The following is a 23,023-nucleotide window of genomic DNA, read 5'->3' as shown; positions in this document are numbered from 1 at the left end:
CATGGATACGATCTATCTACTCATTGTTCTGGCGCCGCTGTTCGGCGCGATCGCCGCCGGCCTGTTCGGTCGCCAGATTGGCCGTGCCGGGGCGCACATCGTCACCATCCTGGGGGTGGCGGTGTCGTTCATCCTGTCTGTGGTGGTCTTCTGGGCGCATGTCTTCGGGGATGCCGGGGTCTACAACGAGACCCTCTACACCTGGCTGGTGTCGGACGGAATCCAGTTCGAAGTCGGGTTCCTGGTCGACAACCTGACCGCGATGATGATGCTCGTGGTCACCTTCGTCTCCCTGATGGTGCACATCTACACCATCGGGTACATGAAGGACGATCCAGGCTATCAGCGCTTCTTTGCGTACATCTCGTTGTTCACCTTCTCCATGCTGATGCTGGTGATGGCGAACAACTTCATGCAGCTGTTCTTCGGCTGGGAGGCCGTGGGGTTGGTCTCCTATCTGCTGATTGGCTTCTGGTACAAGCGCCCGACCGCGACCTACGCGAACATGAAGGCGTTCATCGTGAACCGGGTCGGGGACTTCGGTTTCCTGATCGGCATCGCCGCGCTGGTGTTCTATACCGGCAGCCTCAACTACACCGAGGTGTTCGCCGAAGGCCAGGCGATGAGCGAGGCCACGATCACCATCTGGCCGGGCTGGACCTTCGGCCTGCTGGACCTGGCGCTGATCTTCCTGTTCATCGGTGCGATGGGGAAATCTGCCCAGGTGCCGCTGCACGTCTGGCTGCCGGATTCCATGGAAGGCCCGACGCCGATCTCCGCGCTGATCCACGCGGCCACCATGGTGACCGCGGGCATCTTCATGGTCGCGCGCATGTCGCCGCTGTACGAGTTCTCGGTCGCGGCGCTGTCGTTCATTCTAATCATCGGCGCGATCACTGCGTTCTTCATGGGCCTGATCGGGCTGGTGCAGAACGACATCAAGCGCGTGGTCGCCTATTCGACGCTGTCCCAGCTGGGTTACATGACCGTGGCGCTGGGTGCGTCGGCGTACGCCGCGGGGCTGTTCCACCTGATGACCCACGCCTTCTTCAAGGCGCTGCTGTTCCTGGCGGCCGGCTCGGTGATCATCGCCATGCACCACCTGCAGGACATGCGCGCGATGGGCGGCCTGCGTCGGTACATGCCGATCACCTACGTGACCGCGCTGATTGGCTCGCTGGCCCTGATCGGCTTCCCGTTCTTCTCCGGGTTCTTCTCCAAGGACGCGATCATCGAGGCGGTGGGCTATTCCGAAACCCCGGGGGCCACGTTCGCCTACTGGCTGGTGCTGGCCGGGGTGTTCGTCACCGCGCTATACACCTTCCGCATGTTCTTCATGGTGTTCCACGGCGAGGAGCGCTATGACCAGGCACACAAGTACATGCCGGACCACGGCGACGAACACGACGATGAGCATGGCGATGACCACCACCACGGTCCGTTGCAGCCGAAGGAGTCGCCGTGGGTGGTGACCGTGCCGCTGATCCTGCTGGCGATCCCGTCGGTCGTGGCTGGCTACTTCATCGGTCCGATGTTGTTTGGTGACTTCTTCGCCAACAGCTTGTTCGTGCTGCCGGAGCAGGATGTGCTGGCGACCAAGGGCGAGACCTACACCGGGGTCATCGGCTTTGTACTGCACGGTCTGATGCTGCCGGCGTTCTGGCTGGCAATGGCTGGCCTGGCGACCGCCTGGTACCTGTACATGAAGCGCCCGGAACTGCCGGCGTTAATCGCCGAGCGCCTGAAGCTCGGGGTGCGCATCCTCGAGGACAAGTACGGCTTCGACCGCTTCAACGACTGGTTCTTTGCCGGCGGGTCGGTGCGTCTCGGGCGGGCGCTGTGGCGCTATGGTGACGCGCTGATCATCGACGGCTTGCTGGTCAATGGCACGGCGCGCTCGATCGGCTGGATCTCGTCGCGTGTCCGTCACATGCAGTCCGGCTTCCTCTACCACTACGCGTTCGTGATGATCATCGGCCTGCTGGTCTTGATGTTCGCCTTCGTGATCTGAGCGGCTTCGACACCCATGCGCTCGAAGCCCATCGCTGTTTCAAGGAACGACCATGTTTGCTGACTGGCCTATCTTGAGTCTGTTGATCTGGCTGCCGATTCTCGGCGGCTTCCTGGTGCTCGCCGCCGGGCGCGACGCGCCCCATGTGGCGCGTCGGCTCGGGCTCGCGGTGGCCGTAGCGACCTTTGTCGTCAGCCTGCCGCTCTGGTTCGTGTTCGAGCGGGGGACCGCCGAGATGCAATTCCAGGAGCTGGCCTCCTGGATCCCGGCGTTCAACGTGAACTACCACCTGGGTGTGGACGGCATCTCCATGCCGCTGATCCTGCTGACCACGCTGATCACTGTGGTCGTCGTGGTTGCCGCGTGGGAATCGGTGAAGGACCGCATCGCCTACTACATGGCCGCGATGCTGGTGATGGAAGGCCTGATGATCGGCATGTTCGCATCGATGGATGCGGTGCTGTTCTACGTGTTCTTCGAGGCGATGCTGATCCCGATGTTCCTGGTGATCGGGATATGGGGCGGTCCGCGGCGTGTCTACGCCACCCTCAAGTTCTTCCTCTACACCTTCCTCGGTTCGGTGTTCATGCTGGTCGCGCTGATCTGGATGTACATCCAGTCCGGCAGCTTCCTGATCCAGGATTTCCATGCCCTGCAGATCGGCCTGACCGCGCAGATCCTGATCTTCCTCGCGTTCTTCATGGCGTTCGCGGTGAAGATCCCGATGTTCCCGGTGCATACCTGGCTGCCGGATGCCCACGTGGAGGCGCCCACTGGCGGCTCGGTGATCCTGGCGGCGATCATGCTGAAGATCGGGGGCTATGGCTTCCTGCGCTTCTCGCTGCCGATCACCCCGGATGCCAGCGCCGTGCTCGACACCATGATGATCGTGCTGTCGCTGATCGCGATCGTCTACATCGGTCTGGTGGCGCTGATCCAGAGCGACATGAAGAAGCTGATCGCGTATTCGTCGATCGCGCACATGGGCTTCGTGACCCTGGGCTTCTTCCTCGCCTTCTACATCTACTCCAACACCGGTGACTGGGAAGGCGCCTCGCTGGGTATCGCCGGCGGCATGGTGCAGATGATCTCGCATGGCTTCATCTCGGCGGCGATGTTCCTCGCGGTGGGGGTGCTGTACGACCGCCTGCACAGCCGGCAGATCGCCGACTACGGCGGTGTGGTGAACACCATGCCGTGGTTCGCCGCGTTCTTCGTGCTGTTCGCCATGGCCAACACCGGCCTGCCGGGCACGTCCGGATTCGTCGGCGAGTTCATGGTCATCCTGGCCGCGTTCAAGGCGGATTTCTGGATCGCCTTCCTCGCCGCTACCACCCTGATCCTGGCCGCTGGCTACACCCTGTGGCTGGTCAAGCGCGTGATCTTCGGCGCGGTGGCCAATGAGAACGTGGCCGGTCTTTCCGACATGAATCGCCGCGAGTTCTTCCTGATGGGCGTGCTGGCCTTCTTCACGCTGCTGCTGGGCGTATGGCCGGCCCCGCTGCTGGATGTGATGAACGCGACCATCGACCACCTCGTGGCGCATATCGCGCAGTCGAAGCTCTGAAGGGGCGCCTGACATGAATTTCGAGATCCCCAATTTCCTCCCCGCCGTGCCCGAGATGTTCGTGCTCGGGATGGCGTGCCTGATCCTGGTGATCGACGCGTTCCTGCCGGATTCGCGGCGTGATGTCACCTACGGCCTGGTGCAGGCGACCCTGGTCGCGGCGGCGGGTCTGACACTGTGGATGATGGGGCCGGAGACGGTCCTGACCTTCTCGGATACCTTCGTGAAGGACCCGATGGCCGACATCCTGAAGGTGGCGGTGTACGTGACCAGCTTCCTGGTCTTCCTGTATGCCCGTCCGTACCTGATGGAGCGCGGTATCCACAAGGGCGAGTTCTACGTGCTGGGCCTGTTCGCGGTGCTCGGCATGATGATCATGATCTCGGGGCACAACCTGCTGACCCTGTACCTGGGCCTGGAGCTGCTGTCGCTGTCGTCCTACGCGCTGGTCGCGTTCTGGCGCGACAACTCGCGCGCCACCGAGGCGGCCATGAAGTACTTCGTGCTGGGTGCGCTGGCATCCGGTTTGCTGCTCTACGGCATGTCCATGATCTATGGCATGACCGGTTCGCTGGATATCGCCGTGATCGCCGCCGAATTGGTGGCTGCGGACGAGAGCATGAACGTCCCGCTGGTCTTCGGTCTGGTGTTCCTGGTGGTCGCTATCGCGTTCAAGCTGGGGGCGGTGCCGTTCCATATGTGGGTGCCGGACGTCTACGACGGTGCCCCCACCGCGGTCACGCTGTTCATCGCCACGGCGCCGAAGATTGCGGCATTCGCCTTCCTGATGCGGTTGCTGGTGGAAGGCATGGGGCCACTGCACGCCGACTGGCAGGGCATGCTGATTATCCTCGCGGTCCTGTCGCTCGCCGTGGGCAACGTGATCGCGATCGCCCAGACCAGCATCAAGCGCATGCTGGCCTATTCGACCATTGCCCATATCGGGTTCCTGTTCATGGGGATCCTGGCGGGCACCGATAGCGGGTACGCCTCGGCCATGTTCTACGTGATCGTCTACGCGATCACGGCCGCCGGTGGTTTCGGGATGATCGTGTTCCTGTCGCGCAAGGGGTACGAAGCGGACCAGATCGATGACTTCAAGGGGCTCGCCAAGCGCAACCCCTGGTTTGCGTTCATCATGCTGCTCCTGTTGTTCTCCATGGCCGGTGTACCGCCGACGGTCGGCTTCTACGCCAAGCTGGCGGTGATCCAGGCCGCGGTGGGCGCGGAACTGGTCTGGCTGGCGATCGTCGCGGTGATCTTCTCGATCATTGGCGCCTTCTACTACCTGCGTGTGGTCAAGATGATGTTCTTCGACGACCCCCAGGAAGGTGCCGAGGAGCCGGTCCAGCCGTCCGGTGCGCTGGCCGCTGCGCTTAGCATTAATGGGCTTGCGGTGCTGCTGTTGGGAATTTTCCCGGGTCTGCTGCTGTCTTTAACCCACTACGCAATTATCGGGTAACTCGTGACACAGTGGATTCCGTTTGATGTTCTAGTCTGGGGGTTTGTGGTGGTGGCGTTTATCAGCGCCAACCTGCCCTGGCTCAGTGATCGTATCGGCCTGATGGTGGTGCCGGAGAGTGGCATCAAGGGGCCGTGGACCCGCATTGGCGAATGGCTCGTGCTGTATATCGTGATCGGCGCCATCGGGAAGGGGCTGGAGTTCCAGGCGACCGGCGGTATCCATCCGCAGGGCTGGGAGTTCTACGTGATCACCCTGTCGCTGTTCGCGATGTTTGCCCTGCCCGGATACATCTGGCGCTACGACCTGCGTCCACACCTGCGGGCTGGCCAGCGCCGGGCACGCTAGTAAATAATCGGCGACAGCCCTTGCGGGGCGGGTCGCCGCTTTGGTATAGTTCTGCGTCTCGGATGCGGGGTGGAGCAGTCTGGCAGCTCGTCGGGCTCATAACCCGAAGGTCGCAGGTTCAAATCCTGCCCCCGCTACCAATTGTCAGAGAGGCCCCGTACGGGGCCTTTTTGTTAAGGACCGATGGTCCGGTCGCAACTGCTCGCGGTCGGCCCGCCGTCCTTAAGGCCGCGCTCCCGCGCGCCTCGCAGCGGAGGTTTCGCTGCAGTCATCTTGAAAGGTGTACGAGGGGCGTTCGGCGCCCTTTTTTTGTTTCTGGGTCCCGCCCGCGGGACGGAGTCGATCGAGACGCCCTTGTCGCAGAAGGCTGAACAACTGAAAACACTGCTGACCCCGGTTGTCGAGGGGGAAGGCATGCAGCTGTGGGGGCTGGAGTACCACTCCGGTTCCACGCCGCCTGTCCTGCGGATCTATATCGATGGCGAGAATGGCGTCACGGTGGACGATTGCGCGCGCGTCAGCGATCAGGCCGGTGCGGTCATCGAGGTCGAGGAGGCTCTGAAGGGGAACTACACCCTGGAGGTGTCCAGCCCTGGTATCGAACGCCCTCTGTTTACCCCCGAGCAGTTCCGGACCTACATCGGTCATCCGGTGAAGGTGCGTCTGGCATGGCCGGAGCATGACCGCCGCAATTTCCGTGGCGTACTGCTGTCGGTGGAAGATCCGATGATCGAGGTGGAAGTGGACGGCATGGCCTATGAGCTGCCGCTGGCCGCGATCCACAACGCGCGTGTCCTTGAGCAGCTATAAAAAATAGCTGTAGTCCGGGGCGCTGCTACGCTTTTTGTTGAATCGGCAGGCAACTGCCGAGTGCGGAGAGGCAAGACATGAACAAGGAGATCCTGCTGGTCGCTGATGCCGTGGCGAACGAGAAGGGAGTGGAGAAGGACATCATCTTCGAAGCCCTGGAATCGGCCCTGGCGATGGCGACCCGCAAGTACCACGGCGGCAAGATGGACGTTCGCGTGAGCATCGACCGCGAGGAGGGTGATTACGAGGCCTTCCGGCGCTGGACCGTGGTGGACGACGAGGACCCCGAGTTCGAATCCCCGGAATACCAGACGCTGCTGTCCTATGCCCAGCAGAAGAATCCGGACGCCCAGGTCGGCGACGTGATCGAGGAGCCGGTCGAGGCCGTGGACTTCGGCCGCATTGCGGCCCAGGCCGCGAAGCAGGTCATCGTGCAGAAAGTACGCGAGGCCGAGCGGGCCAAGGTCGTCGCGGAGTACCAGGATCGCGTTGGCACGCTGGTCATGGGGATCGTCAAGCGTACGGATCGCAATGGCACCTATGTGGACCTCGGGAGCAACGCCGAGGCCCTGATCCCGCGCGAACACATGATCCCGCGCGAGACCGTGCGTACCAATGATCGGCTGCGCGGCTATCTCAAGGAGATCCGCCCCGAGGCCCGTGGCCCGCAGTTGATCCTCAGCCGCACCGCGCCGGAGTTCCTGATGGAACTGTTCAAGCTCGAGGTGCCCGAGGTCGGCCAGAACATTATCGACATCATGGGCGCGGCCCGTGACCCGGGTATGCGTGCCAAGATTGCGGTGCGCTCCAACGACCCGCGTCTGGATCCGGTCGGCGCCTGCGTCGGCATGCGCGGCTCGCGTGTGCAGTCGGTGTCCAACGAGCTGGCCGGCGAGCGCATCGACATCATTGTCTGGGACGAGAATCCGGCTCAGTTCGTGATCAATGCGATGTCGCCGGCGGAGGTCCTGTCGATCGTGGTCGACGAGGACAAGCAGTCGATGGATATCGCGGTCGAGGAAGACAAGCTGTCGCTGGCCATCGGCCGTGGCGGCCAGAACATCCGCCTGGCCTCCCAGCTGACCGGCTGGGAACTGAACGTGATGACCGAGGAACAGGCGGCCGAAAAGAGCGACGCCGAGGCCCAGCAGTTGGTCGCGTTCTTCATGGAGGCCCTGGATGTCGACGAGGAAGTTGCCAGCATCCTGGTTCAGGAAGGCTTTACGACCCTGGACGAAGTGGCCTATGTGGAAGAGGCAGAACTGCTGGCGATCGAGGAATTCGACGAGGCCATGGTCGAGGAGCTGCGCAATCGTGCGAGCGACGCGCTCCTGACCAAGGCCATCGCGGCCGAGGGTGGCGATGGCTATCAGCCCGCGGAGGATCTCCTCGGCATGGAAGGCATGAGCCCGGCGCTGGCGAACAAGCTGGCGTCACATGGCGTGTGCACCATGGAGGACCTGGCGGAGCAGGCATCCGACGACGTGGTCGAGATGACCGGCCTGGATACGGAAGAGGCGTCGGCGCTGATTATGACGGCGCGCGCCCCGTGGTTCGAAACCGGGGAGTAAGCCCCGGTCGCTCGTCTCGCGGACGCGTATCACAGGCTGTCGGTTGGCCTGAAAAGAATCTGGAATGGAGGTAGGCGCCATGGCGCAAATGACAGTGCAGCAATTCGCGGAATCGGTGGGAACACCGGTTGACCGCCTCATGGTTCAGCTCAAGGAGGCGGGCGTCGAGGTCGATGGTCCGGAAGCGGCGATCACCGATGCCGAAAAGCGCAAGCTGCTCGATCACCTCCGTCAGGCGCATGGCGAGGGCGACGCAGGGCGCGTGACCCTGAAGCGCCGGACCCAGGCGCAGACCCTCAAGGTCAGTTCCGGCCAGGGGCGCTCCAAGACGGTCAACGTCGAGGTGCGCAAGAAGCGGACCCTCAAGCCCAAGCCCGCCGAGGCACAGCCCGAGGCCCCGGTGGAAGAGCCGCCGGTGGCCGAGGAGCAACAGGCCCCGGCGCCCGAGGCCCCGGAAGAAATCCGTGCCGCCGGCCCGGCGGAAGACACGGCCCCCGAGGCCCCGGTCGAGGACGAGACCCCGGTCGCCGAAGAGGTGCCGGTCGAGGAGCCCAAGGCTGAAGAGCCGGTCGTCGAGACTCCGGCCGAGCCGGAACCCGAGGTGGCCGAAGAGGCGCCGGTCGAGGAGCCCGCTGCCGAACCGGAACCCGTGTCCGAGAAGCCGAAGCGTGCGCTCAGCCGTACCGAGCAGCTGGCGCTGCAGGTGGAGGCCGAGCGCGAAGCCCAGCGCAAGGCGTCCGACGCGCGCAAGCAGGAAGCCGTTGAACGCGAAGAACGCCAGAAGCGTCGGGCGAAAGAGCTCGAGGCCCAGGAGGCCAAACGCGAGAAGGAAGAACAGACACGGTTGGAGCGCGAAGCCGCAGCGCGGCAGGCCGCTCCGGCGGCTGCCCCGGCAGCCGATGCCAAGGCCGGCAAGGGCGCCCGCAAGGGTGGCCGCAAGGACGAGCGCAAGGAACTGCATGTAGCCGGGGACCGCCGCGGTCGCCGCAAGAAGGGCGAGAGCCGCAAGGCCCAGTCCGCTGCGGCTCAGGCCGTGACCAGCAAGCATGGCTTTGCCAAGCCGACCGCGCCGGTGGTGCGGGATGTCGAGGTGCCGGAAACCATTACCGTGGCCGACTTGGCCCAGGCGATGGCGATCAAGGCGCCGCAGCTGATCAAGGCCCTGATGGGCATGGGCGTGATGGCGACCATCAATCAGTCGATTGATCAGGACACCGCGATGCTGGTGGTCGAGGAGATGGGGCATAACCCGATCGCCGCGAAGGAAACCTCGGTCGAAGACGAGATCGATACCGGTCTCGAGCAGAATGCCGAGGCCCGGCCGCGGCCGCCGGTGGTGACCGTGATGGGTCACGTCGACCACGGGAAGACCTCGCTGCTGGACTATATCCGCAAGGAGAAGGTCGCCTCTGGCGAGGCGGGTGGGATTACCCAGCACATCGGCGCCTACCACGTGAAGAACAACCACGATGGCGTGACCTTCCTGGATACCCCGGGGCATGCCGCGTTTACCGCAATGCGTGCCCGCGGCGCCCAATCCACCGACATTGTCATCCTGGTGGTTGCGGCGGATGACGGCGTGATGCCGCAAACCATTGAGGCGATCCAGCATGCGAAGGCTGCGGGCGTGCCGATGGTCGTGGCGGTCAACAAGGTCGACAAGCCCGAGGCCGAACCGGATCGGGTCATGAACGAACTGGCCCAGCACGAGGTAATCCCCGAGTCCTGGGGCGGCGATACCCAGTTCATTCAGGTCTCCGCCCATACCGGCCAGGGGATCGACGATCTGCTGGAGTCCCTGGGGCTGCAGGCCGAGGTGATGGAGCTGAAGGCCCCGGACGAGGGTCCGGCGCGTGGTGTGGTCATCGAATCGCGCCTGGAGAAAGGCCGCGGTCCGGTGGCGACCATTCTGGTCCAGTCCGGCAAGCTCAAGCACGGCGACATCGTGCTCTCGGGCAAGGAATACGGCCGCGTGCGGGCGATGTTCGACGATACCGGCACGGCCGTGAAGGAAGTCGGCCCGTCGATGCCGGTCGAGGTCCTGGGCCTGTCCGGGGTGCCGGACGCTGGCGACGAGGTGCTGGTGGTGGCCGATGACAAGACGGCCCGCGAGGTCGCAGAACATCGCGACACCAAGCAACGCGAGCGCAAGCTGGCCGCGCAGCAGGCGTCGAAGCTGGAGAACATCTTCAACCAGATGCAGGACGGCCAGATCGCGACCGTGAACATCCTGATCAAGGCGGATGTGCAGGGCTCGGCCGAGGCCCTGCGCGAGTCGCTGATCAAGCTGTCCACCGACGAGGTCCGCGTGAAGGTGGTCTCCGCCGGCGTGGGCGGGATCTCCGAGTCTGACATGAACCTGGCGATGGCCTCCGAGGCGATCGTGATCGCGTTCAACGTGCGTGCCGATGCGGGCGCGAAGCGCCTCGCGGCGGAGAACGAGATCGACGTGCGCTACTACTCGGTGATCTACGAGGCGATCGACGACGTGAAGCAGGCGCTGTCCGGTCTGCTGTCGGCCGAGATCCGCGAAGAGATCGTCGGCCTGGCGCAGGTGCGCGACGTGTTCAAGGCCTCGGGCTTTGGTCAGGTGGCCGGCTGTCTGGTGATGGAGGGCGCGGTCAAGCGGGGCAACCCGATCCGCGTGCTGCGCGACAACGTCGTAATCTACGAGGGCGAGCTGGAGAGCCTGCGTCGCTTCAAGGACGATGTGAACGAGGTCAAGGCCGGTACCGAATGTGGTATCGCGGTGAAGAACTACAACGACGTGAAGGCGGGTGACCAGATCGAGGTCTTCCAGCGCGTCGAGGTGGCCCGGACGCTCTGATGCCCGGTAACCGCGACTTCCATCGTTCCGACCGAGTCGGGGAGCAGATCCAGCGCGAGCTGGCCGAGCTCATCCGCATGGAGGTCAAGGACCCGCGGGTCGGCATGATCACGCTGGCCGGGGTCGAGGTGTCGCGCGATCTGGCGTATGCCCGAGTGTATTTCACCCAGCTCGGCGGGGCCGAGAAGGGTCAGGATGCGCAGAAGGGCTTGAACAGCGCCGCCGGTTTTCTGCGCCGGGCCCTGGGGCAGCGCATGCGTCTGCGCTCGGTGCCGCAATTGCGCTTCATCTATGACGACACGCCGGAGCGCGGCGCGCACCTGTCGTCACTGATCAACCAGGCGCTGGCCGAGGATCGGGCGCATCATGCCGACGATCCCGAGGCCCCGGATGGGGACGGCGCGGCAGATGACGGTGGCTCCGACGAGCGACGCGATCCGGACGAGGGACCGGAACGCGGGGCCTGAGCCCGGGCGTTTTCGGCCGGGCGGTTCATCCATGGCGAGCAAGCGGCGCGAGGTCGACGGCATCCTGTTGCTGGACAAGCCGCGGGGGCGCAGCTCCAACCAGGCGCTGGGCCGGGTCAAGTATCTGTTGCAGGCGAAGAAGGCCGGTCATACCGGGGCACTGGACCCGCGGGCGACGGGCCTTTTGCCGTTGTGCTTCGGGCAGGCCACCAAGGTCTCTGGCTGGCTGCTGGATGCGGACAAGCGCTATGTCGCCGAGGCGCGCCTGGGGGTGGAGACGGACAGTGCGGACCTCGATGGCGCAGTGATCCGCGAGGCGGCGGTGCCGCCCATCGAGCCGGCCACCCTGCGCGAGCTGGAGCGGCGGTTCAGTGGCGACCAGGCGCAGGTCCCGCCAATGGTCTCGGCCTTAAAGCATCAGGGCAAGCGCCTGTATGAGCTCGCGCGTCAGGGTGTGGAGGTGGATCGCCCCCCGCGTCCGGTGCAGATCCATTCCCTGGAGATCGAGCAGATCGCGGCGGACGGCCTGCGTTTGACGGTGCATTGCTCCAAGGGGACCTATATCCGTTCGCTGGTTGCCGACATCGGGCATGCGCTCGGTTGTGGAGCGGCGGTGGATACGTTGCACCGGGTCGGGCACGGCCACTTCGACGCCGCCGCGATGGTCTCGCTGGATGCCATTGAGGCGGCCTTCGAGGCGGACGGGGTCGCCGCCATCGAGGCCTTGCTGCAACCGGCGGAGGCGGCGCTGGCGCACTGGCCGTCGGTCACGCTCGACGCCGCCGCCAGCGCCGCCATGCGCCATGGTAACCCGGCCGCGCCGACCGCCGTGATCGGGCAGGCCCCAGGGGCGGCGGATGCCCCGCACGAAGGGGATACTGGCTGGCCCCTGGTGCGGATTCTTGATGACGGTGGCCGCTTCCTTGCGGTCGGTGTCCGCGACCCCGACGGGCAGATCCGGGCGCGACGTTTGTTCGTGCCGGCGGCGCACGCGCCGGCCTGAGCGTGCCCGGTCTCTTTCTGTTCACGTCGTCGTGCGTCGTGCTACCATTGCCCGCCTATCGCCAGCGCCACTGGTCGGTTAACGGTTTAGAAATTTTTCAGGAGTCAGGTTTTCATGTCGCTCACCACCGAAGAAAAATCGGCCATCGTCGAGAAGCACAAGCGCGATCCCAACGACACCGGTTCGCCGGAAGTCCAGGTCGCGCTGCTGACGGCCCGCATCCAGCATCTGATGGGGCACTTCGACAAGCACAAGCAGGATCATCACTCGCGCCGCGGCCTGTTGAAGATGGTCAGCACGCGCCGCAAGTTGCTGACCTACCTCAAGCGTCATGACCAGGAGCGCTATCAGGCCCTGGTTCAGGAGCTTGGGCTGCGCCGCTAAGGCCGGCATGACGGGCCCGCGCCATTGGTGCGGGCCCGTTCGCTTTCGGGCCCGCACCAATGGGTCGCGAGAGCCAGAATTCAGGCATCAAAGTCGCAAGAACACGGGAAACGGGAAATAACGTGGCATACAAGAAGTCATTCCAGTACGGAAACCATACGGTCACCTTCGAAACCGGTGACATCGCTCGTCAGGCCAGTGGCGCCGTCATCGTCAATATGGCCGAGACCGTGGTGCTGGTCACCGTGGTGGCTCGCAAGGAAGCCGACCCGGGCCGAGACTTCTTCCCCCTGACCGTGAACTACCAGGAACGCACCTACGCGGCCGGCAAGATCCCGGGTGGATTCTTCAAGCGCGAGGGGCGTCCGAGCGAGAAGGAAACCCTGACTTGTCGCCTGATCGACCGACCGATCCGTCCGCTGTTCCCGGAAGGCTTCAAGAACGAGACCCAGGTGGTCGCGACGGTAATGTCGATCAACCCCGAGGTGGATCCCGATATCCCCGCGATGCTCGGGACCTCGGCCGCGCTGGCGCTCTCCGGCGTGCCCTTCGCCGGGCCGATTGGCGCCGCGCGAGTCGGTTACCGCGCCGGTGAGTACCTGCTGAACCCGACCTACAGCGCCCTGGCGGATTCCGACCTTGATCTTGTCGTGGCGGGTACCGAGAACGCCGTGCTGATGGTCGAATCCGAGGCCAACCAGCTCTCCGAAGAGGTGATGCTGGGTGCGGTGATGTACGGCCACGAGCAGATGCAGGCCGCGATCCAGGCAATCAAGGAACTGGCGGCCGAGGCCGGCAAGCCCGCGTGGGAGTGGCAGCCGACGGCGTCGCTCGAATCGCTCGAGGAGCAGATCCAGGGGGTGGTCGGCGAAGAACTGGTGGAGGCCTACCAGATCGCCGAGAAGCAGGCGCGCACGCAGCGCATTGGCGAACTGCGCGGCAAGGCCGTGGAGGCTCTGGTCAGTGAAGACGAGTCCGGGCCCAACCTGGATGACGTGAAGACGGCCTTCCACGACCTGGAGTACCGCCTGGTCCGTGATCGTATCCTCGACGGCAACCCGCGCATCGACGGCCGCGACACCAAGACGGTACGCCCGATCCACGTGGATACGGGCGTGCTGCCGCGCGCGCACGGCTCCGCCGTGTTTACCCGGGGCGAGACGCAGGCAATGGTGGTGGCCACCCTCGGCACCGATCGCGATGCCCAGATCATCGACGCCCTGGAAGGCGAGCGCCGCGACCGTTTCATGCTGCACTACAACTTCCCGCCTTACTGCACCGGCGAAACCGGATTTGTCGGGTCACCCAAGCGCCGCGAGATCGGCCACGGGCGCCTCGCCAAGCGTGGCGTGCAGGCGGTGATGCCGAACGAGGCGGACTTCCCCTATGTGCTTCGCGTGGTCTCCGAGATCACCGAATCCAACGGGTCCAGCTCCATGGCCTCTGTCTGCGGTACCTCGCTGGCGCTGATGGATGCCGGCGTGCCGCTGAAGGCTCCGGTTGCAGGTATAGCGATGGGCCTGATCAAGGAAGGCGATCGCTTCGCCGTGCTCTCCGACATCCTCGGCGACGAGGACCATCTGGGCGACATGGACTTCAAGGTGGCCGGCACCAACGACGGCGTGACGGCGTTGCAGATGGACATCAAGATCGACGGGATCACCCGCGAGATCATGGAGCGGGCGCTGGCCCAGGCCCGTGAAGGCCGCATGCATATCCTCGGATGCATGAACGAAGTGCTGCCGCATCATCGTGACGAGATGTCCTCGCACGCGCCGCGCTTCATCACCATGAAGATCAACCCGGACAAGATCCGCGACGTGATCGGCAAGGGCGGGGCGACCATTCGCGCACTGACCGAAGAGACCGGCGCGACCATCGACATCCAGGACGACGGCACGGTGAAGGTCGCCTCCACCGATCAGGCGGCGGGCCTCGAGGCCAAGCGCCGTATCGAAGAGCTGACGGCGGATATCGAGGTGGGGCGCCAGTACACCGGGAAGGTGGCGAAGATCATGGACTTCGGGGCGTTCGTCTCGATTCTGCCGGGCCGTGACGGTCTGGTCCACATCTCGCAGATCTCCGACGAACGTGTCGAGAGCGTCGGCGATTTCCTCTCGGAAGGGGATTCGGTGACGGTGCGGGTCCTGGAAGTGGACAAGCAGGGCCGCATCCGTCTGAGCATGAAGGCGGTCGAACCCGAGTCCTGATCGGACTCGCTTCGATCAGGGGCGCTGCTTTTTCCGGCGCCCGGCCATTCAGATTCGGGACGCGTGGGCATGGACCTCGTCAGTATTCGCAAAAGTTACCGGCGCTACGCTCGCCACTACGACGCCACCTTCGGTCGAGTGTTCGCGACCGGGCGGGCCAGCGCGCGGGAGACCCTGGCGCCGGTCTCGGGCAAGCGCATCCTGGAGGTCGGGGTCGGCACCGGGATCTCGCTGCCGGATTATCCGGATGACTGCGAGGTGGTGGGGATCGATGTATCCCGCGAGATGCTGGAGGTTGCGCGTGGGCGCCTGAACGGCGGTCTGCCGGCGGTATCCGGCCTGTGCGAGATGGATGCCGAACAGCTCGGCTTCGCCGACAATAGCTTTGATGCGGTGGTCGCGATGTATGTGGCCACCGTGGTACCCAACCCCGATGCCCTGTTCGCCGAGATGTGGCGAGTCTGCCGCCCCGGGGGACGCTTGCTGGTGGTCAACCACTTTGCCTCGCAGCAATGGTTGTTGCGCGGCGTCGAGCGCTGCCTGCGGCCGCTGTCGAAGGCCGTTGGGTTCCGGCCGGACATGGAATACGAGGACTTCGTGCGCGTGACCGGGCAGGAGCCCTGCATGGTCGCCCCGGCCAGCCTGTTCGGCTACTGGAAACAGGTCGAATTCCGCAAGCCTGTCTGAACGTTCGTCCTCGCGGGGCTCAGCTACGAGCACCGTGATTGCGAGGAGCGCAGCGACGAAGCAACCTCCGTCTGTACCCCCGCGTTTCGTTTGGATCGGTTCCGGGGCCGCCGATGGAGGTCGCCACGTCGCTGCGCTCCTCGCGATGACGGTGCTCGTGGCGACGCCGCGGTTTGTCAGCGGCGGGTGAACAACGGCAGCTCGTGGCGCCGCGCATTGGCGGCGAGAAATTGCCCGCGGCCGTCCCGCTCGGCATCCAGCCCGGCCTGTTCCGTTGAAGGTTCCCCCAGGATTGTTGCCAGGAACACCTCCAGTTCCCGCCCGTCCACCCGCAAGCTGCCGAAGGGCGTGCCGTCGGCGGCCGCATGCCAGAACAACCGTGGTTGCCAGTTGCATCCCTGGATCTTCGGGTGGCGGTAGAGTTCGATCAGGCGCTGTTCGAGTGCGTCGGACATGGGAACCTCGGTCGGGGCGGGCCGGACGAAACGCTGTAGGCAGAAACGTCGGCTAGCGCGAAAAGACGTTACTGTAGAACAACACCATCCCCGCGTCAGAGGACCCGACGAATGGCCATCGACTGGAAGCATTACGATTCCGCCCCGTTTTACGACGAACTGATCGAGAAACCTGGCCAGCCGCGCGCTCCGGCTCGGGCACTCGCGGAATACCTGGCCTCGCTAGACGAGGGCGAGATCCACAGCCGCAAGCAGGCCGCGGACAGCGCGATTCTCGAGATGGGTATCAGCTTCACGGTCTACACCGAAGGCGAGAACATTGACCGCGCCTGGCCGTTCGACATCATCCCGCGGGTCATTGCGCGCAAGGAATGGGATCAGGTCACGGCCGGCCTCGAGCAGCGCCTGAATGCCCTGAACCTGTTCATCGACGATATCTACAACGAGCAGCGGATCTTCCAGGACAAGGTGATTCCGCGCTATGTCCTGAATCAGTCGAAGAACTTCCGCGAACAGTGTGTTGGTATCAAGCCGCCGCAGGGCGTCTGGGCACACATCTGCGGCTCGGACCTGGTGCGCGACGGCTCGGGGCAGTTCTACGTGCTGGAGGACAACCTCCGCGTGCCTTCCGGCGTGTCGTACATGCTGGAAAACCGGCAAGTCACCAAGCGGGTGTTCCCGGAGCTGTTCGAGAGTTCCAGCATCCTGCCGGTGGATGAATATCCCACCCAGCTGTTCGACATGCTCGCCTCGATCTCGCCGCGTCCGCAGGATTACCCGGAGATCGCGGTGCTGACGCCGGGGATCTACAACTCGGCCTACTTCGAGCACTCCTTCCTCGCGCAGCGCATGGGCGCGGAGCTGGTGGAGGGCGCGGATCTGGTGGTCGGCGACGACGACTGCGTCTACATGCGCACCATCGATGGTCTGGAGCGCGTCGACGTCATCTACCGGCGCATCGACGACGAGTTCCTGGACCCGGAGGTCTTCAACCCGGATTCGATGCTGGGCGTGCCCGGGCTGATGCGCGCATGGCGCCAGGGCAACGTGGGGCTCGCCAACGCGCCGGGCGCGGGCGTGGCCGACGACAAGGTGATGTATGCCTTTGTGCCGGACATCATCCGCTATTACCTGGATCAGGAACCGATCATCCCCAACGTGCCGACCTATCTCTGCGTCAACGAGAAGGATCGTGCCTACGTGCTGGATCACCTCGACGAGCTGGTGGTGAAGCCGGCCAACGAGTCCGGTGGCTACGGCATGCTGGTCGGCCCGCACGCAACCAAGAAGCAACGGGCCGAGTTCGCGCAGCTGATCAAGAAGGACCCGCGCAACTACATCGCCCAGCCGACGCTGGACCTTTCGGTGGCCCCGACGCTGTGCGGTGACGAGATCGAACCGCGGCACCTGGATCTGCGCCCGTTCGTCCTGCAGGGGGTGCGCACCGACGTGACCGCCGGCGGGCTGACCCGCGTGGCGATGCGCAAGGGCTCGCTGGTGGTGAACTCCTCGCAGGGCGGGGGCAGCAAGGACACCTGGATCGTGGACGAGGAGAACTAAGATGCTCTCGAGAGTCGCAGAACGCGTGTACTGGATGGCGCGCTACGTTGAGCGTGCCGAGAACACGGCGCGCATGGTCATGGCCTTCAATCTGCTGGCGCTGGACATGCCGAAATCGGTGCAGCTGTCCTGGAAGGGGCTGGTGGACGTCACCGGTAACGAGGCCCTGTTCGACAACCACTACCAGCGCGAAGATGAACGGAACTGCGTGAAGTTCCTGCTGGCCGATGCCGATAACCCCAGCTCCATCCTCAACTCCCTGCGCGCCGCACGCGAGAACGTTCGCACCACGCGCGATCTGGTGCCCTCCGAGGCCTGGGAGGTGATGAACGAACTCTATCTGTTCGCGCGCGACCATATCGACCAGGGTATCGGCAAGCGCGGACGTTTCGAATTCCTCTCGGACGTGATCCAGCGCTGCCAGACCCTGACCGGGCTGCTGGCCGGAACCATGAGCCACGATGCCGCCTACGACTTTATCCGCCTGGGGCGCAACCTGGAGCGGGCCGACATGGGGACGCGGCAGATCGACGTTGGCGCACTGCGCCACCTGAAGAAGGATGGTGAGGACCCGGGGCCCTACGAGGGACTGCTGTGGACCAGCATCCTGCGTTCGGAGAGCGGCTTCCAGATGTATCGTCAGCATGTGAAGCGGCGCATCAACGGCGTGGATGTGGTGCGCTACCTGTTGCAGGACACCGCCTTCCCGCGGTCGGTTACCCACGCCCTGACCCAGGTACAGGACGCGCTGGAAAAACTGCCGAACAACGAACTGCCCCTGCGCCTGGTGATCCAGGGGCGCCGTCACGCGGCCGATGCCCACGTGGACGAATTGATCAAGGAAGAGGCCCTGCACGCCTTCATCGACGTGCTGCAGCGGGATATCGGAGATATTCACGGCGCGAACGCCGAGACCTGGTTCCTGGCCTCGCCGGCGCAGGTGCAGACTCAGGCGGCGTAGCTTCGCCGCGCTGCGGTGTTCAGCGCCGCGGCTTTTTCGTCTTGGCCGAGGAAGACCCCGCCGTCTTGCCGGAGCCGCGGCTGACGCGCGTCCCGCGCTGCTTGCGTTCGTGGGCGGATTCCCAGTCGAAGCGCGGCAGGTCGGTGAAGGCCTTCTTGATGTTCATGTCCCAGGCCTGGGTGAGCGACCGCAGGTAGTCGTCGTCCGTCTCCAGGCACAGGTAATGGTCGAAGGTCAGGGTGCCGCGCTCATAGACCATCACCTCGATCGGTGGCCCCACGGTCAGGTTCGAACGGATCGTCGAGTCGATGGAGACCAGGGCACAGCGCGCGGCATCGCCCAGCGGGGTGGTCGGGTCGATGATGCGGTCCAGAATGGGCTTGCCGTATTTGCTCTCGCCGATCTGCAAGAAGCGTGTCTGCTGCGAGGTGGTGATGTAGTTGCCCTGCGGGTAAACCATGAAGATCGCCGGCGCGTCCTGGCCGATCTGGCCGCCGATGATCAGCGTGGCCTCGGCCTTGATGCCGGAGCGGGACAGTGCCTCGGAGTGCTTTTCCGCCTCTTCGCGGTTGAGCCGGCCCAGATAGTCGGCCGCATCCGACATGCGCTCCACGGTGGCCAGGCTCTCGTCGGCACCTTCTTCCATGTCCCGTTTGAGCTGCTGTACCACGGATTGTGTGGTGGCGAGGTTCCCGGCAGCGAGGACCACAAAGACCCGCTGACCCTCGATCTCGAAGGTGTGCATCTTGCTGTAGGTGCTGACCTGGTCGACGCCGGCATTGGTGCGGGAGTCGGAGGCGAAGACGAGACCGTCGTCCAGATCGATGGCGACACAATAGGTCATGGGGACGCGGGTTTCCGGGCAAGGGGGTGACGGCATACTAGGGCTGGGGTCGGGGGGCGTCAACGCGCCGGGCGGATGGTTGCGCCCAGAACATGCATCGAACCGATGCCCTTGGGTGACGGTCTCTTGCTTCGTTGAACCCCTTTCTTACTGGAGGTCCCGATGCTTCGGCGCTGGTTCTTGTTCTTGATCATCCTTGGATTTTCCCCCGTAATCGCGAGCGCCGACACACTGGCCCCGGATGCGCTGATCGAGCGCATGCAGGCGGGTGGGCTGGTGATCTACTGGCGGCATGCGGCCACCGACCGCAGCCAGCGGGACACCGACCTGTCCGACATGAGCCGTTGCGAGGGGCAGCGCAATCTCGACGACCGCGGGCATGAGCAGGCGCGTCAGGTGGGCGAGGGCTTCGAACGCCACGCGATCCCGGTCGAGCGCATCCTGAGCTCGCCCTTCTGCCGCAATGTCGACAGTGCCCGGATTGCCTTCGGCGAGGACTCCTGGGAGGTCCGTGACGACCTGTTCAATGTGCCGCCAGTGCGTGACCGTCAACGCCAGCAGGAGCTGGTCGATGCATTGCGGCGCTATCTGGTGACGGCGCCGGGGGATGCCGGGAAGAACGTGGTGATCGTGGGCCACAACATCAATCTTCAGCAGGCCGCCCGGGTTCGCATCGACGAGGGTGAAATCGCCGTGTTCGAGCCCGGCAGCGACTTGCCCCGGGTACTCGGGGTGCTCACGCCCGACGACTTCGACTGAGCCCCGGGAGACTGTGAGGCGCGGGCCCGGTGGGTGCCGGGTACCGCGGCCGCAGAGCGTCCGCACACAAGGGAAACACCGAATCCATCACTCGCAAGGAGGACGGCATGCGAAATGGGATGCTGAGCGCAATCCTGGCCCTGTTGCTGGTGGCGTTCGCTACCGCAACTGCGGAGACGCTGGCACCGGATGCGCTGATCGAGCGTATGCAGGCGGGTGGGCTGGTGGTGTACTGGCGGCATGCGGCGACCGATCGTTCGCATGACGACTACGACCTGTCCGACATGGACAATTGCGAAGGACAGCGCAATCTGAGTACGCGCGGGCGCGAGCAGGCGCGCCAGGTGGGCAAGGGCTTCGATCATTACGCGATCCCGGTGGAGCAGGTACTGACCAGCGAGTTCTGCCGTAACTGGGAGACCGCGCACTATGCCTTCGGTGACTACGAGATTCGGACCGAGCTCTACAATCTGCCGATTATCCAGGACGATGAACGCCGCGAGGACCTGATCGAAGGCCTTCGGGGGCATCTGAACACGCCGCCCAGGGATCCGAAGCAAAACATCGTCGTTGTGGGCCACGATCTCAACCTGCGCCACGCCGCGGATGTGGAAATCGAGGAGGCGGAAATGGCGGTGTTCGAGCCACACGCCGACGGCCCGCGCTTGCTGGGCACGCTGAAGCCGGACGATCTCGGCAAGCGTTGAGGGGCGTTGGAGCCGACCGGTCGCCCCTGGCCCCGCTATGCGGGGCCAGGGGCTGGAATGGTGCCTAGTAGAGGAAGTCGGGCAGGTGCTTGCGCAGGGTGGTGGCGTCGGTCGACTTGGTGATGTTCTTGGCGACCTCGGCGGTGACGCTATGGGCAACGGTCGGGTCCAGCATTTCGCGCAGGGCGCCGAGGAACGAGGGTGCGGCGACGATCACCAGTTTTTTGAAGGTGCCGTCGTTATGGGCGGACTTGAGGCGTTCGGCCACCTGTCGGGCAAAGCGGTTGCGCTCGTTGGCGGCGGGGTCGGTGCTGTCCTGCATGGCGTGGCGGGCGTCCCCGCTGGCGCTGCTCCAGCTGCGCCCGGGACGATCCGAGACGAGATCCTGATTGTGGGCGCGGGATTCGCTGTGCGAGAGCGTCTCGCTCTCGTGCATCCCCTGGCAGGCACGGCCCTCGCAGGTGAAGATGCGGGCTCGTGCGGCGTCGGCGACAACGATCCAGACAGTATCCATGCAGATCCTCCTGTAGCGTATTCGGTGGCCCGACCGGCCGTTTCCTGACGTACCGGGCCGCTGTGGTGCCGGCCCGACAGGCATCGGCCCCATCTCCGAGTGTAGATGTTTTGCCGGTTTGCGGGTGCGGCTTGGCACGACGAAACGAACGTTCCGTGCGGGCGCGCACGGCCTGCCACGCGGTACCCTGAAGCCTCTCCCGTTCGTGCGCCGTGTTGCCCAAGGAAAAGACCCCATGAGCGTCCTCACCTGGCTGGGTATCCTCGTCTGCCTGTCCCAATCGGCGATTCTGTCCGGACTCAATCTCGGACTGTTCTCGCGCAGCAAGCTGGAGCTGGAGGTCGAGGCGCAGAAGGGTGACCGGCGCGCGGAGCGCCTGCTGGCCCTGCGCGCCGATGCCAACTTTGCCCTGGTGACCATTCTCTGGGGAAACGTCTCCGTCAACGTGCTGCTGGCGTTGTTGTCGGGTTCGGTGATGGGCGGCGTGGCGGCATTCCTGTTCTCTACCGTGGTGATCACGATCTTTGCCGAGATTCTGCCGCAGTCTTATTTTTCGCGGCATGCCCTGCGGGTTGCCGGGGCGCTGTATCCACTGCTGCGCTTCTACCAGATCCTGATGTACCCGGTGGCACGGCCGACTGCCTGGGTGCTGGACCGCTGGCTGGGGGGCGAGGAGATTCGCTTCTTCCCCGAGCGGGACCTGCATCACCTGATTGACCTGCACATGCAGGCCCACGGCAGCGAGATTACCCGGGTCGAGGGGCGGGGCGCGCGGAATTTCCTCGAGCTGGACGACATCCTGGTGCAACACGAGGGCCAGGCGCTGGCCCCGGACAGCGTGATCACGCTGGACTTCGAGGCCGGGCGTCCGGTGTTCCCGGCGATCGAGCCCCGTACCGATGATGCGTTCCTGCGTCGACTCAATAGGCCGGGTCGCAGCTGGATGGTGGTCATCGATCCCGAGGGCGAGCCGCGCACGGTGATCCGGGTCGCGGATTTTACCCGCGAGGCGCTGTTTGCGCCGGAGCGGTTCGATCCCCACCATCACTGCCATCACCCGCTGGTCGTGCGTGATGGCAGCCACCGGCTGGGCAGCCTGGTACCCCATTTCCGGGTGCGCCCGGCCAGCAGCGGCGACACGGTGGTTGGGGACGACGTGATCCTGCTGTGGACCGACAGTCAGCGCCGGATATTGAGTGGGTCGGATATCCTTGGGCGCCTCTTGCGCGGTGTCGGCCGGGAGGCCCCTGCGGACACGCCGGCGCCGGTTTGATTGAGATACTGGGGAGGCGAATGGAGTTCAGGGTCGTGGGAGGGGCGGGGATTGTCCCCTATCTGGAGGATGTTGCACGCCTGCGCATCGCAGTCTTCCGCGAGTGGCCCTATCTCTACGACGGCAGCGCGGAGTACGAAGAGCGGTATCTGCAGGACTACGTCGACTGCCCGGATAGTACGCTGGTGCTCGCGCTGGAAGGTGATCGCGTCGTGGGGGCCTCCACTGCGCTGCCGCTGGCTGCGGCCGAGGCGGAATTCCAGGCTCCCTTCCTTGAGCAAGGACTGGACCCGGCGGCGTATTACTACCTGGCGGAATCGGTACTGGAGCCGGACTTCCGCGGCCAGGGGGCGGGGCATCGGTTCTTCGACGAGCGCGAGGCGGCAGCGCGGCGCCTGGGCTTTGCCCATGCCACCTTCTGCGCGGTGGTGCGCCCGGAGGATCACCCGCGACGCCCGGCCGGTTACCGGCCCCTGGACGGGTTCTGGAAGAAGCGCGGCTACCGGCGCGCCGAGGGGCGGGTTGGCCACTTCCCGTGGCCGGATATCGGCGAGAGGCAGGAGAGCCTCAAGCCATTGCAGTTCTGGTGGCGCCGGCTCTGAC

General features: G+C 64.7%; 21 protein-coding genes and 1 tRNA gene. 19 read left to right on the top strand and 3 right to left on the bottom strand.

What is annotated here, in order from left to right; all coding sequences use genetic code 11:
- Position 1 precedes the first annotated feature (1 nt).
- From nuoL to D579_RS0104975, 13 genes are all read left to right on the top strand, one after another.
- Positions 2 to 2,011, top strand: a complete 2,010-nt coding sequence (gene nuoL / locus D579_RS0105035) for an NADH-quinone oxidoreductase subunit L (protein WP_018951290.1) — start codon at positions 2 to 4, stop codon at positions 2,009 to 2,011.
- Between the two features lie 52 nt (positions 2,012 to 2,063).
- Positions 2,064 to 3,578, top strand: a complete 1,515-nt coding sequence (locus D579_RS0105030; RefSeq protein WP_018167897.1) for an NADH-quinone oxidoreductase subunit M — start codon at positions 2,064 to 2,066, stop codon at positions 3,576 to 3,578.
- 13 nt (positions 3,579 to 3,591) lie between these two features.
- Positions 3,592 to 5,040, top strand: a complete 1,449-nt coding sequence (gene nuoN / locus D579_RS0105025; RefSeq protein ID WP_018167896.1) for an NADH-quinone oxidoreductase subunit NuoN — start codon at positions 3,592 to 3,594, stop codon at positions 5,038 to 5,040.
- Positions 5,041 to 5,043: 3 nt separating this feature from the next.
- A complete protein-coding gene (locus D579_RS0105020) occupies positions 5,044 to 5,388 on the top strand; it encodes a DUF2818 family protein (protein ID WP_026287928.1) in 345 nt (114 codons plus the stop codon).
- A gap of 63 nt (positions 5,389 to 5,451) precedes the next feature.
- Positions 5,452 to 5,528: transfer RNA gene (locus D579_RS0105015), tRNA-Met, on the top strand.
- 214 nt (positions 5,529 to 5,742) lie between these two features.
- Entirely contained in the window at positions 5,743 to 6,198 is a 456-nt protein-coding gene (rimP, locus tag D579_RS0105010; RefSeq protein ID WP_018951289.1) for a ribosome maturation factor RimP, read from the top strand.
- Positions 6,199 to 6,275: 77 nt separating this feature from the next.
- Positions 6,276 to 7,769 (top strand): transcription termination factor NusA, encoded by a 1,494-nt coding sequence (gene nusA, locus D579_RS0105005; RefSeq protein ID WP_018146222.1) that lies wholly within the window; start codon positions 6,276 to 6,278, stop codon positions 7,767 to 7,769.
- 64 nt (positions 7,770 to 7,833) lie between these two features.
- Positions 7,834 to 10,596: a translation initiation factor IF-2 gene (infB, locus tag D579_RS0105000; RefSeq protein ID WP_018951288.1), complete on the top strand. Its 2,763-nt coding sequence runs from the start codon at positions 7,834 to 7,836 to the stop codon at positions 10,594 to 10,596.
- A complete protein-coding gene (gene rbfA / locus D579_RS0104995; protein WP_018951287.1) occupies positions 10,596 to 11,063 on the top strand; it encodes a 30S ribosome-binding factor RbfA in 468 nt (155 codons plus the stop codon). The genes infB and rbfA overlap by 1 nt, the downstream gene beginning before the upstream one ends.
- A gap of 31 nt (positions 11,064 to 11,094) precedes the next feature.
- Entirely contained in the window at positions 11,095 to 12,066 is a 972-nt protein-coding gene (truB, locus tag D579_RS0104990) for a tRNA pseudouridine(55) synthase TruB (protein WP_018951286.1), read from the top strand.
- A gap of 114 nt (positions 12,067 to 12,180) precedes the next feature.
- Positions 12,181 to 12,450, top strand: a complete 270-nt coding sequence (rpsO, locus tag D579_RS0104985) for a 30S ribosomal protein S15 (RefSeq protein WP_018146218.1) — start codon at positions 12,181 to 12,183, stop codon at positions 12,448 to 12,450.
- A 122-nt stretch (positions 12,451 to 12,572) separates the two neighbouring features.
- Positions 12,573 to 14,660, top strand: coding sequence for a polyribonucleotide nucleotidyltransferase (pnp, locus tag D579_RS0104980; RefSeq protein WP_018951285.1), 2,088 nt, complete (start codon positions 12,573 to 12,575; stop codon positions 14,658 to 14,660).
- Positions 14,661 to 14,729: 69 nt separating this feature from the next.
- Positions 14,730 to 15,347, top strand: a complete 618-nt coding sequence (locus tag D579_RS0104975) for a class I SAM-dependent methyltransferase (protein WP_018146216.1) — start codon at positions 14,730 to 14,732, stop codon at positions 15,345 to 15,347.
- A 176-nt stretch (positions 15,348 to 15,523) separates the two neighbouring features.
- Here D579_RS0104975 and D579_RS0104970 read toward each other — a convergent pair whose 3' ends face one another.
- On the bottom strand, positions 15,524 to 15,802 hold the full coding sequence (locus D579_RS0104970; protein WP_018937948.1) for a hypothetical protein: 279 nt from the start codon (positions 15,800 to 15,802) through the stop codon (positions 15,524 to 15,526).
- A 111-nt stretch (positions 15,803 to 15,913) separates the two neighbouring features.
- Here D579_RS0104970 and D579_RS0104965 point away from each other — a divergent pair, with 111 nt between their 5' ends.
- Positions 15,914 to 17,362, top strand: a complete 1,449-nt coding sequence (locus D579_RS0104965; RefSeq protein ID WP_018937947.1) for a circularly permuted type 2 ATP-grasp protein — start codon at positions 15,914 to 15,916, stop codon at positions 17,360 to 17,362.
- A 1-nt stretch (position 17,363) separates the two neighbouring features.
- Complete coding sequence (locus D579_RS0104960; protein WP_026313083.1) at positions 17,364 to 18,323, top strand: alpha-E domain-containing protein; 960 nt, start codon at positions 17,364 to 17,366, stop codon at positions 18,321 to 18,323.
- 19 nt (positions 18,324 to 18,342) lie between these two features.
- On the opposite strand, the gene D579_RS0104955 is transcribed toward D579_RS0104960, so the two are convergent.
- Complete coding sequence (locus tag D579_RS0104955; protein ID WP_018937946.1) at positions 18,343 to 19,167, bottom strand: proteasome-type protease; 825 nt, start codon at positions 19,165 to 19,167, stop codon at positions 18,343 to 18,345.
- A gap of 162 nt (positions 19,168 to 19,329) precedes the next feature.
- Between D579_RS0104955 and D579_RS0104950 the strand changes: the two genes are divergently transcribed.
- Together D579_RS0104950 and D579_RS0104945 are read left to right on the top strand one after the other, a co-directional pair.
- Positions 19,330 to 19,926, top strand: coding sequence for a histidine phosphatase family protein (locus D579_RS0104950; protein ID WP_018937945.1), 597 nt, complete (start codon positions 19,330 to 19,332; stop codon positions 19,924 to 19,926).
- Between the two features lie 107 nt (positions 19,927 to 20,033).
- Positions 20,034 to 20,633: a histidine phosphatase family protein gene (locus tag D579_RS0104945; protein ID WP_018937944.1), complete on the top strand. Its 600-nt coding sequence runs from the start codon at positions 20,034 to 20,036 to the stop codon at positions 20,631 to 20,633.
- Between the two features lie 64 nt (positions 20,634 to 20,697).
- On the opposite strand, the gene D579_RS0104940 is transcribed toward D579_RS0104945, so the two are convergent.
- Entirely contained in the window at positions 20,698 to 21,147 is a 450-nt protein-coding gene (locus D579_RS0104940; protein ID WP_018146209.1) for a host attachment protein, read from the bottom strand.
- 235 nt (positions 21,148 to 21,382) lie between these two features.
- Here D579_RS0104940 and D579_RS0104935 point away from each other — a divergent pair, with 235 nt between their 5' ends.
- Positions 21,383 to 22,420 carry a DUF21 domain-containing protein gene (locus D579_RS0104935; protein WP_018937943.1) on the top strand — a complete coding sequence of 346 codons (1,038 nt, stop codon included), beginning with the start codon at positions 21,383 to 21,385 and terminating at the stop codon, positions 22,418 to 22,420.
- Positions 22,421 to 22,440: 20 nt separating this feature from the next.
- A complete protein-coding gene (locus tag D579_RS0104930; protein WP_026289444.1) occupies positions 22,441 to 23,022 on the top strand; it encodes a GNAT family N-acetyltransferase in 582 nt (193 codons plus the stop codon).
- Position 23,023 lies beyond the last annotated feature (1 nt).

The organism is Thioalkalivibrio sp. AKL12, assembly GCF_000377925.1.
GTDB classification, from domain to species: domain Bacteria; phylum Pseudomonadota; class Gammaproteobacteria; order Ectothiorhodospirales; family Ectothiorhodospiraceae; genus Thioalkalivibrio; species Thioalkalivibrio versutus.
The sequence above is the reverse complement of the archived record's forward strand: the minus strand, read 5'-3'. Positions and strand labels throughout refer to the sequence as shown.

What these genes read in the sequence shown, in the direction of transcription:
- nuoL (WP_018951290.1), top strand. Translation starts at nt 2, where the DNA reads ATGGATACGATCTATCTACTCATTGTTCTGGCGCCGCTGTTCGGCGCG.
- D579_RS0105030 (WP_018167897.1), top strand. Translation starts at nt 2,064, where the DNA reads ATGTTTGCTGACTGGCCTATCTTGAGTCTGTTGATCTGGCTGCCGATT.
- nuoN (WP_018167896.1), top strand. Translation starts at nt 3,592, where the DNA reads ATGAATTTCGAGATCCCCAATTTCCTCCCCGCCGTGCCCGAGATGTTC.
- nusA (WP_018146222.1), top strand. Translation starts at nt 6,276, where the DNA reads ATGAACAAGGAGATCCTGCTGGTCGCTGATGCCGTGGCGAACGAGAAG.
- infB (WP_018951288.1), top strand. Translation starts at nt 7,834, where the DNA reads ATGGAGGTAGGCGCCATGGCGCAAATGACAGTGCAGCAATTCGCGGAA.
- rbfA (WP_018951287.1), top strand. Translation starts at nt 10,596, where the DNA reads ATGCCCGGTAACCGCGACTTCCATCGTTCCGACCGAGTCGGGGAGCAG.
- truB (WP_018951286.1), top strand. Translation starts at nt 11,095, where the DNA reads ATGGCGAGCAAGCGGCGCGAGGTCGACGGCATCCTGTTGCTGGACAAG.
- rpsO (WP_018146218.1), top strand. Translation starts at nt 12,181, where the DNA reads ATGTCGCTCACCACCGAAGAAAAATCGGCCATCGTCGAGAAGCACAAG.
- D579_RS0104975 (WP_018146216.1), top strand. Translation starts at nt 14,730, where the DNA reads ATGGACCTCGTCAGTATTCGCAAAAGTTACCGGCGCTACGCTCGCCAC.
- D579_RS0104970 (WP_018937948.1), bottom strand. Translation starts at nt 15,802, where the DNA reads ATGTCCGACGCACTCGAACAGCGCCTGATCGAACTCTACCGCCACCCG.
- D579_RS0104965 (WP_018937947.1), top strand. Translation starts at nt 15,914, where the DNA reads ATGGCCATCGACTGGAAGCATTACGATTCCGCCCCGTTTTACGACGAA.
- D579_RS0104960 (WP_026313083.1), top strand. Translation starts at nt 17,364, where the DNA reads ATGCTCTCGAGAGTCGCAGAACGCGTGTACTGGATGGCGCGCTACGTT.
- D579_RS0104955 (WP_018937946.1), bottom strand. Translation starts at nt 19,167, where the DNA reads ATGACCTATTGTGTCGCCATCGATCTGGACGACGGTCTCGTCTTCGCC.
- D579_RS0104950 (WP_018937945.1), top strand. Translation starts at nt 19,330, where the DNA reads ATGCTTCGGCGCTGGTTCTTGTTCTTGATCATCCTTGGATTTTCCCCC.
- D579_RS0104945 (WP_018937944.1), top strand. Translation starts at nt 20,034, where the DNA reads ATGCGAAATGGGATGCTGAGCGCAATCCTGGCCCTGTTGCTGGTGGCG.
- D579_RS0104940 (WP_018146209.1), bottom strand. Translation starts at nt 21,147, where the DNA reads ATGGATACTGTCTGGATCGTTGTCGCCGACGCCGCACGAGCCCGCATC.
- D579_RS0104935 (WP_018937943.1), top strand. Translation starts at nt 21,383, where the DNA reads ATGAGCGTCCTCACCTGGCTGGGTATCCTCGTCTGCCTGTCCCAATCG.
- D579_RS0104930 (WP_026289444.1), top strand. Translation starts at nt 22,441, where the DNA reads ATGGAGTTCAGGGTCGTGGGAGGGGCGGGGATTGTCCCCTATCTGGAG.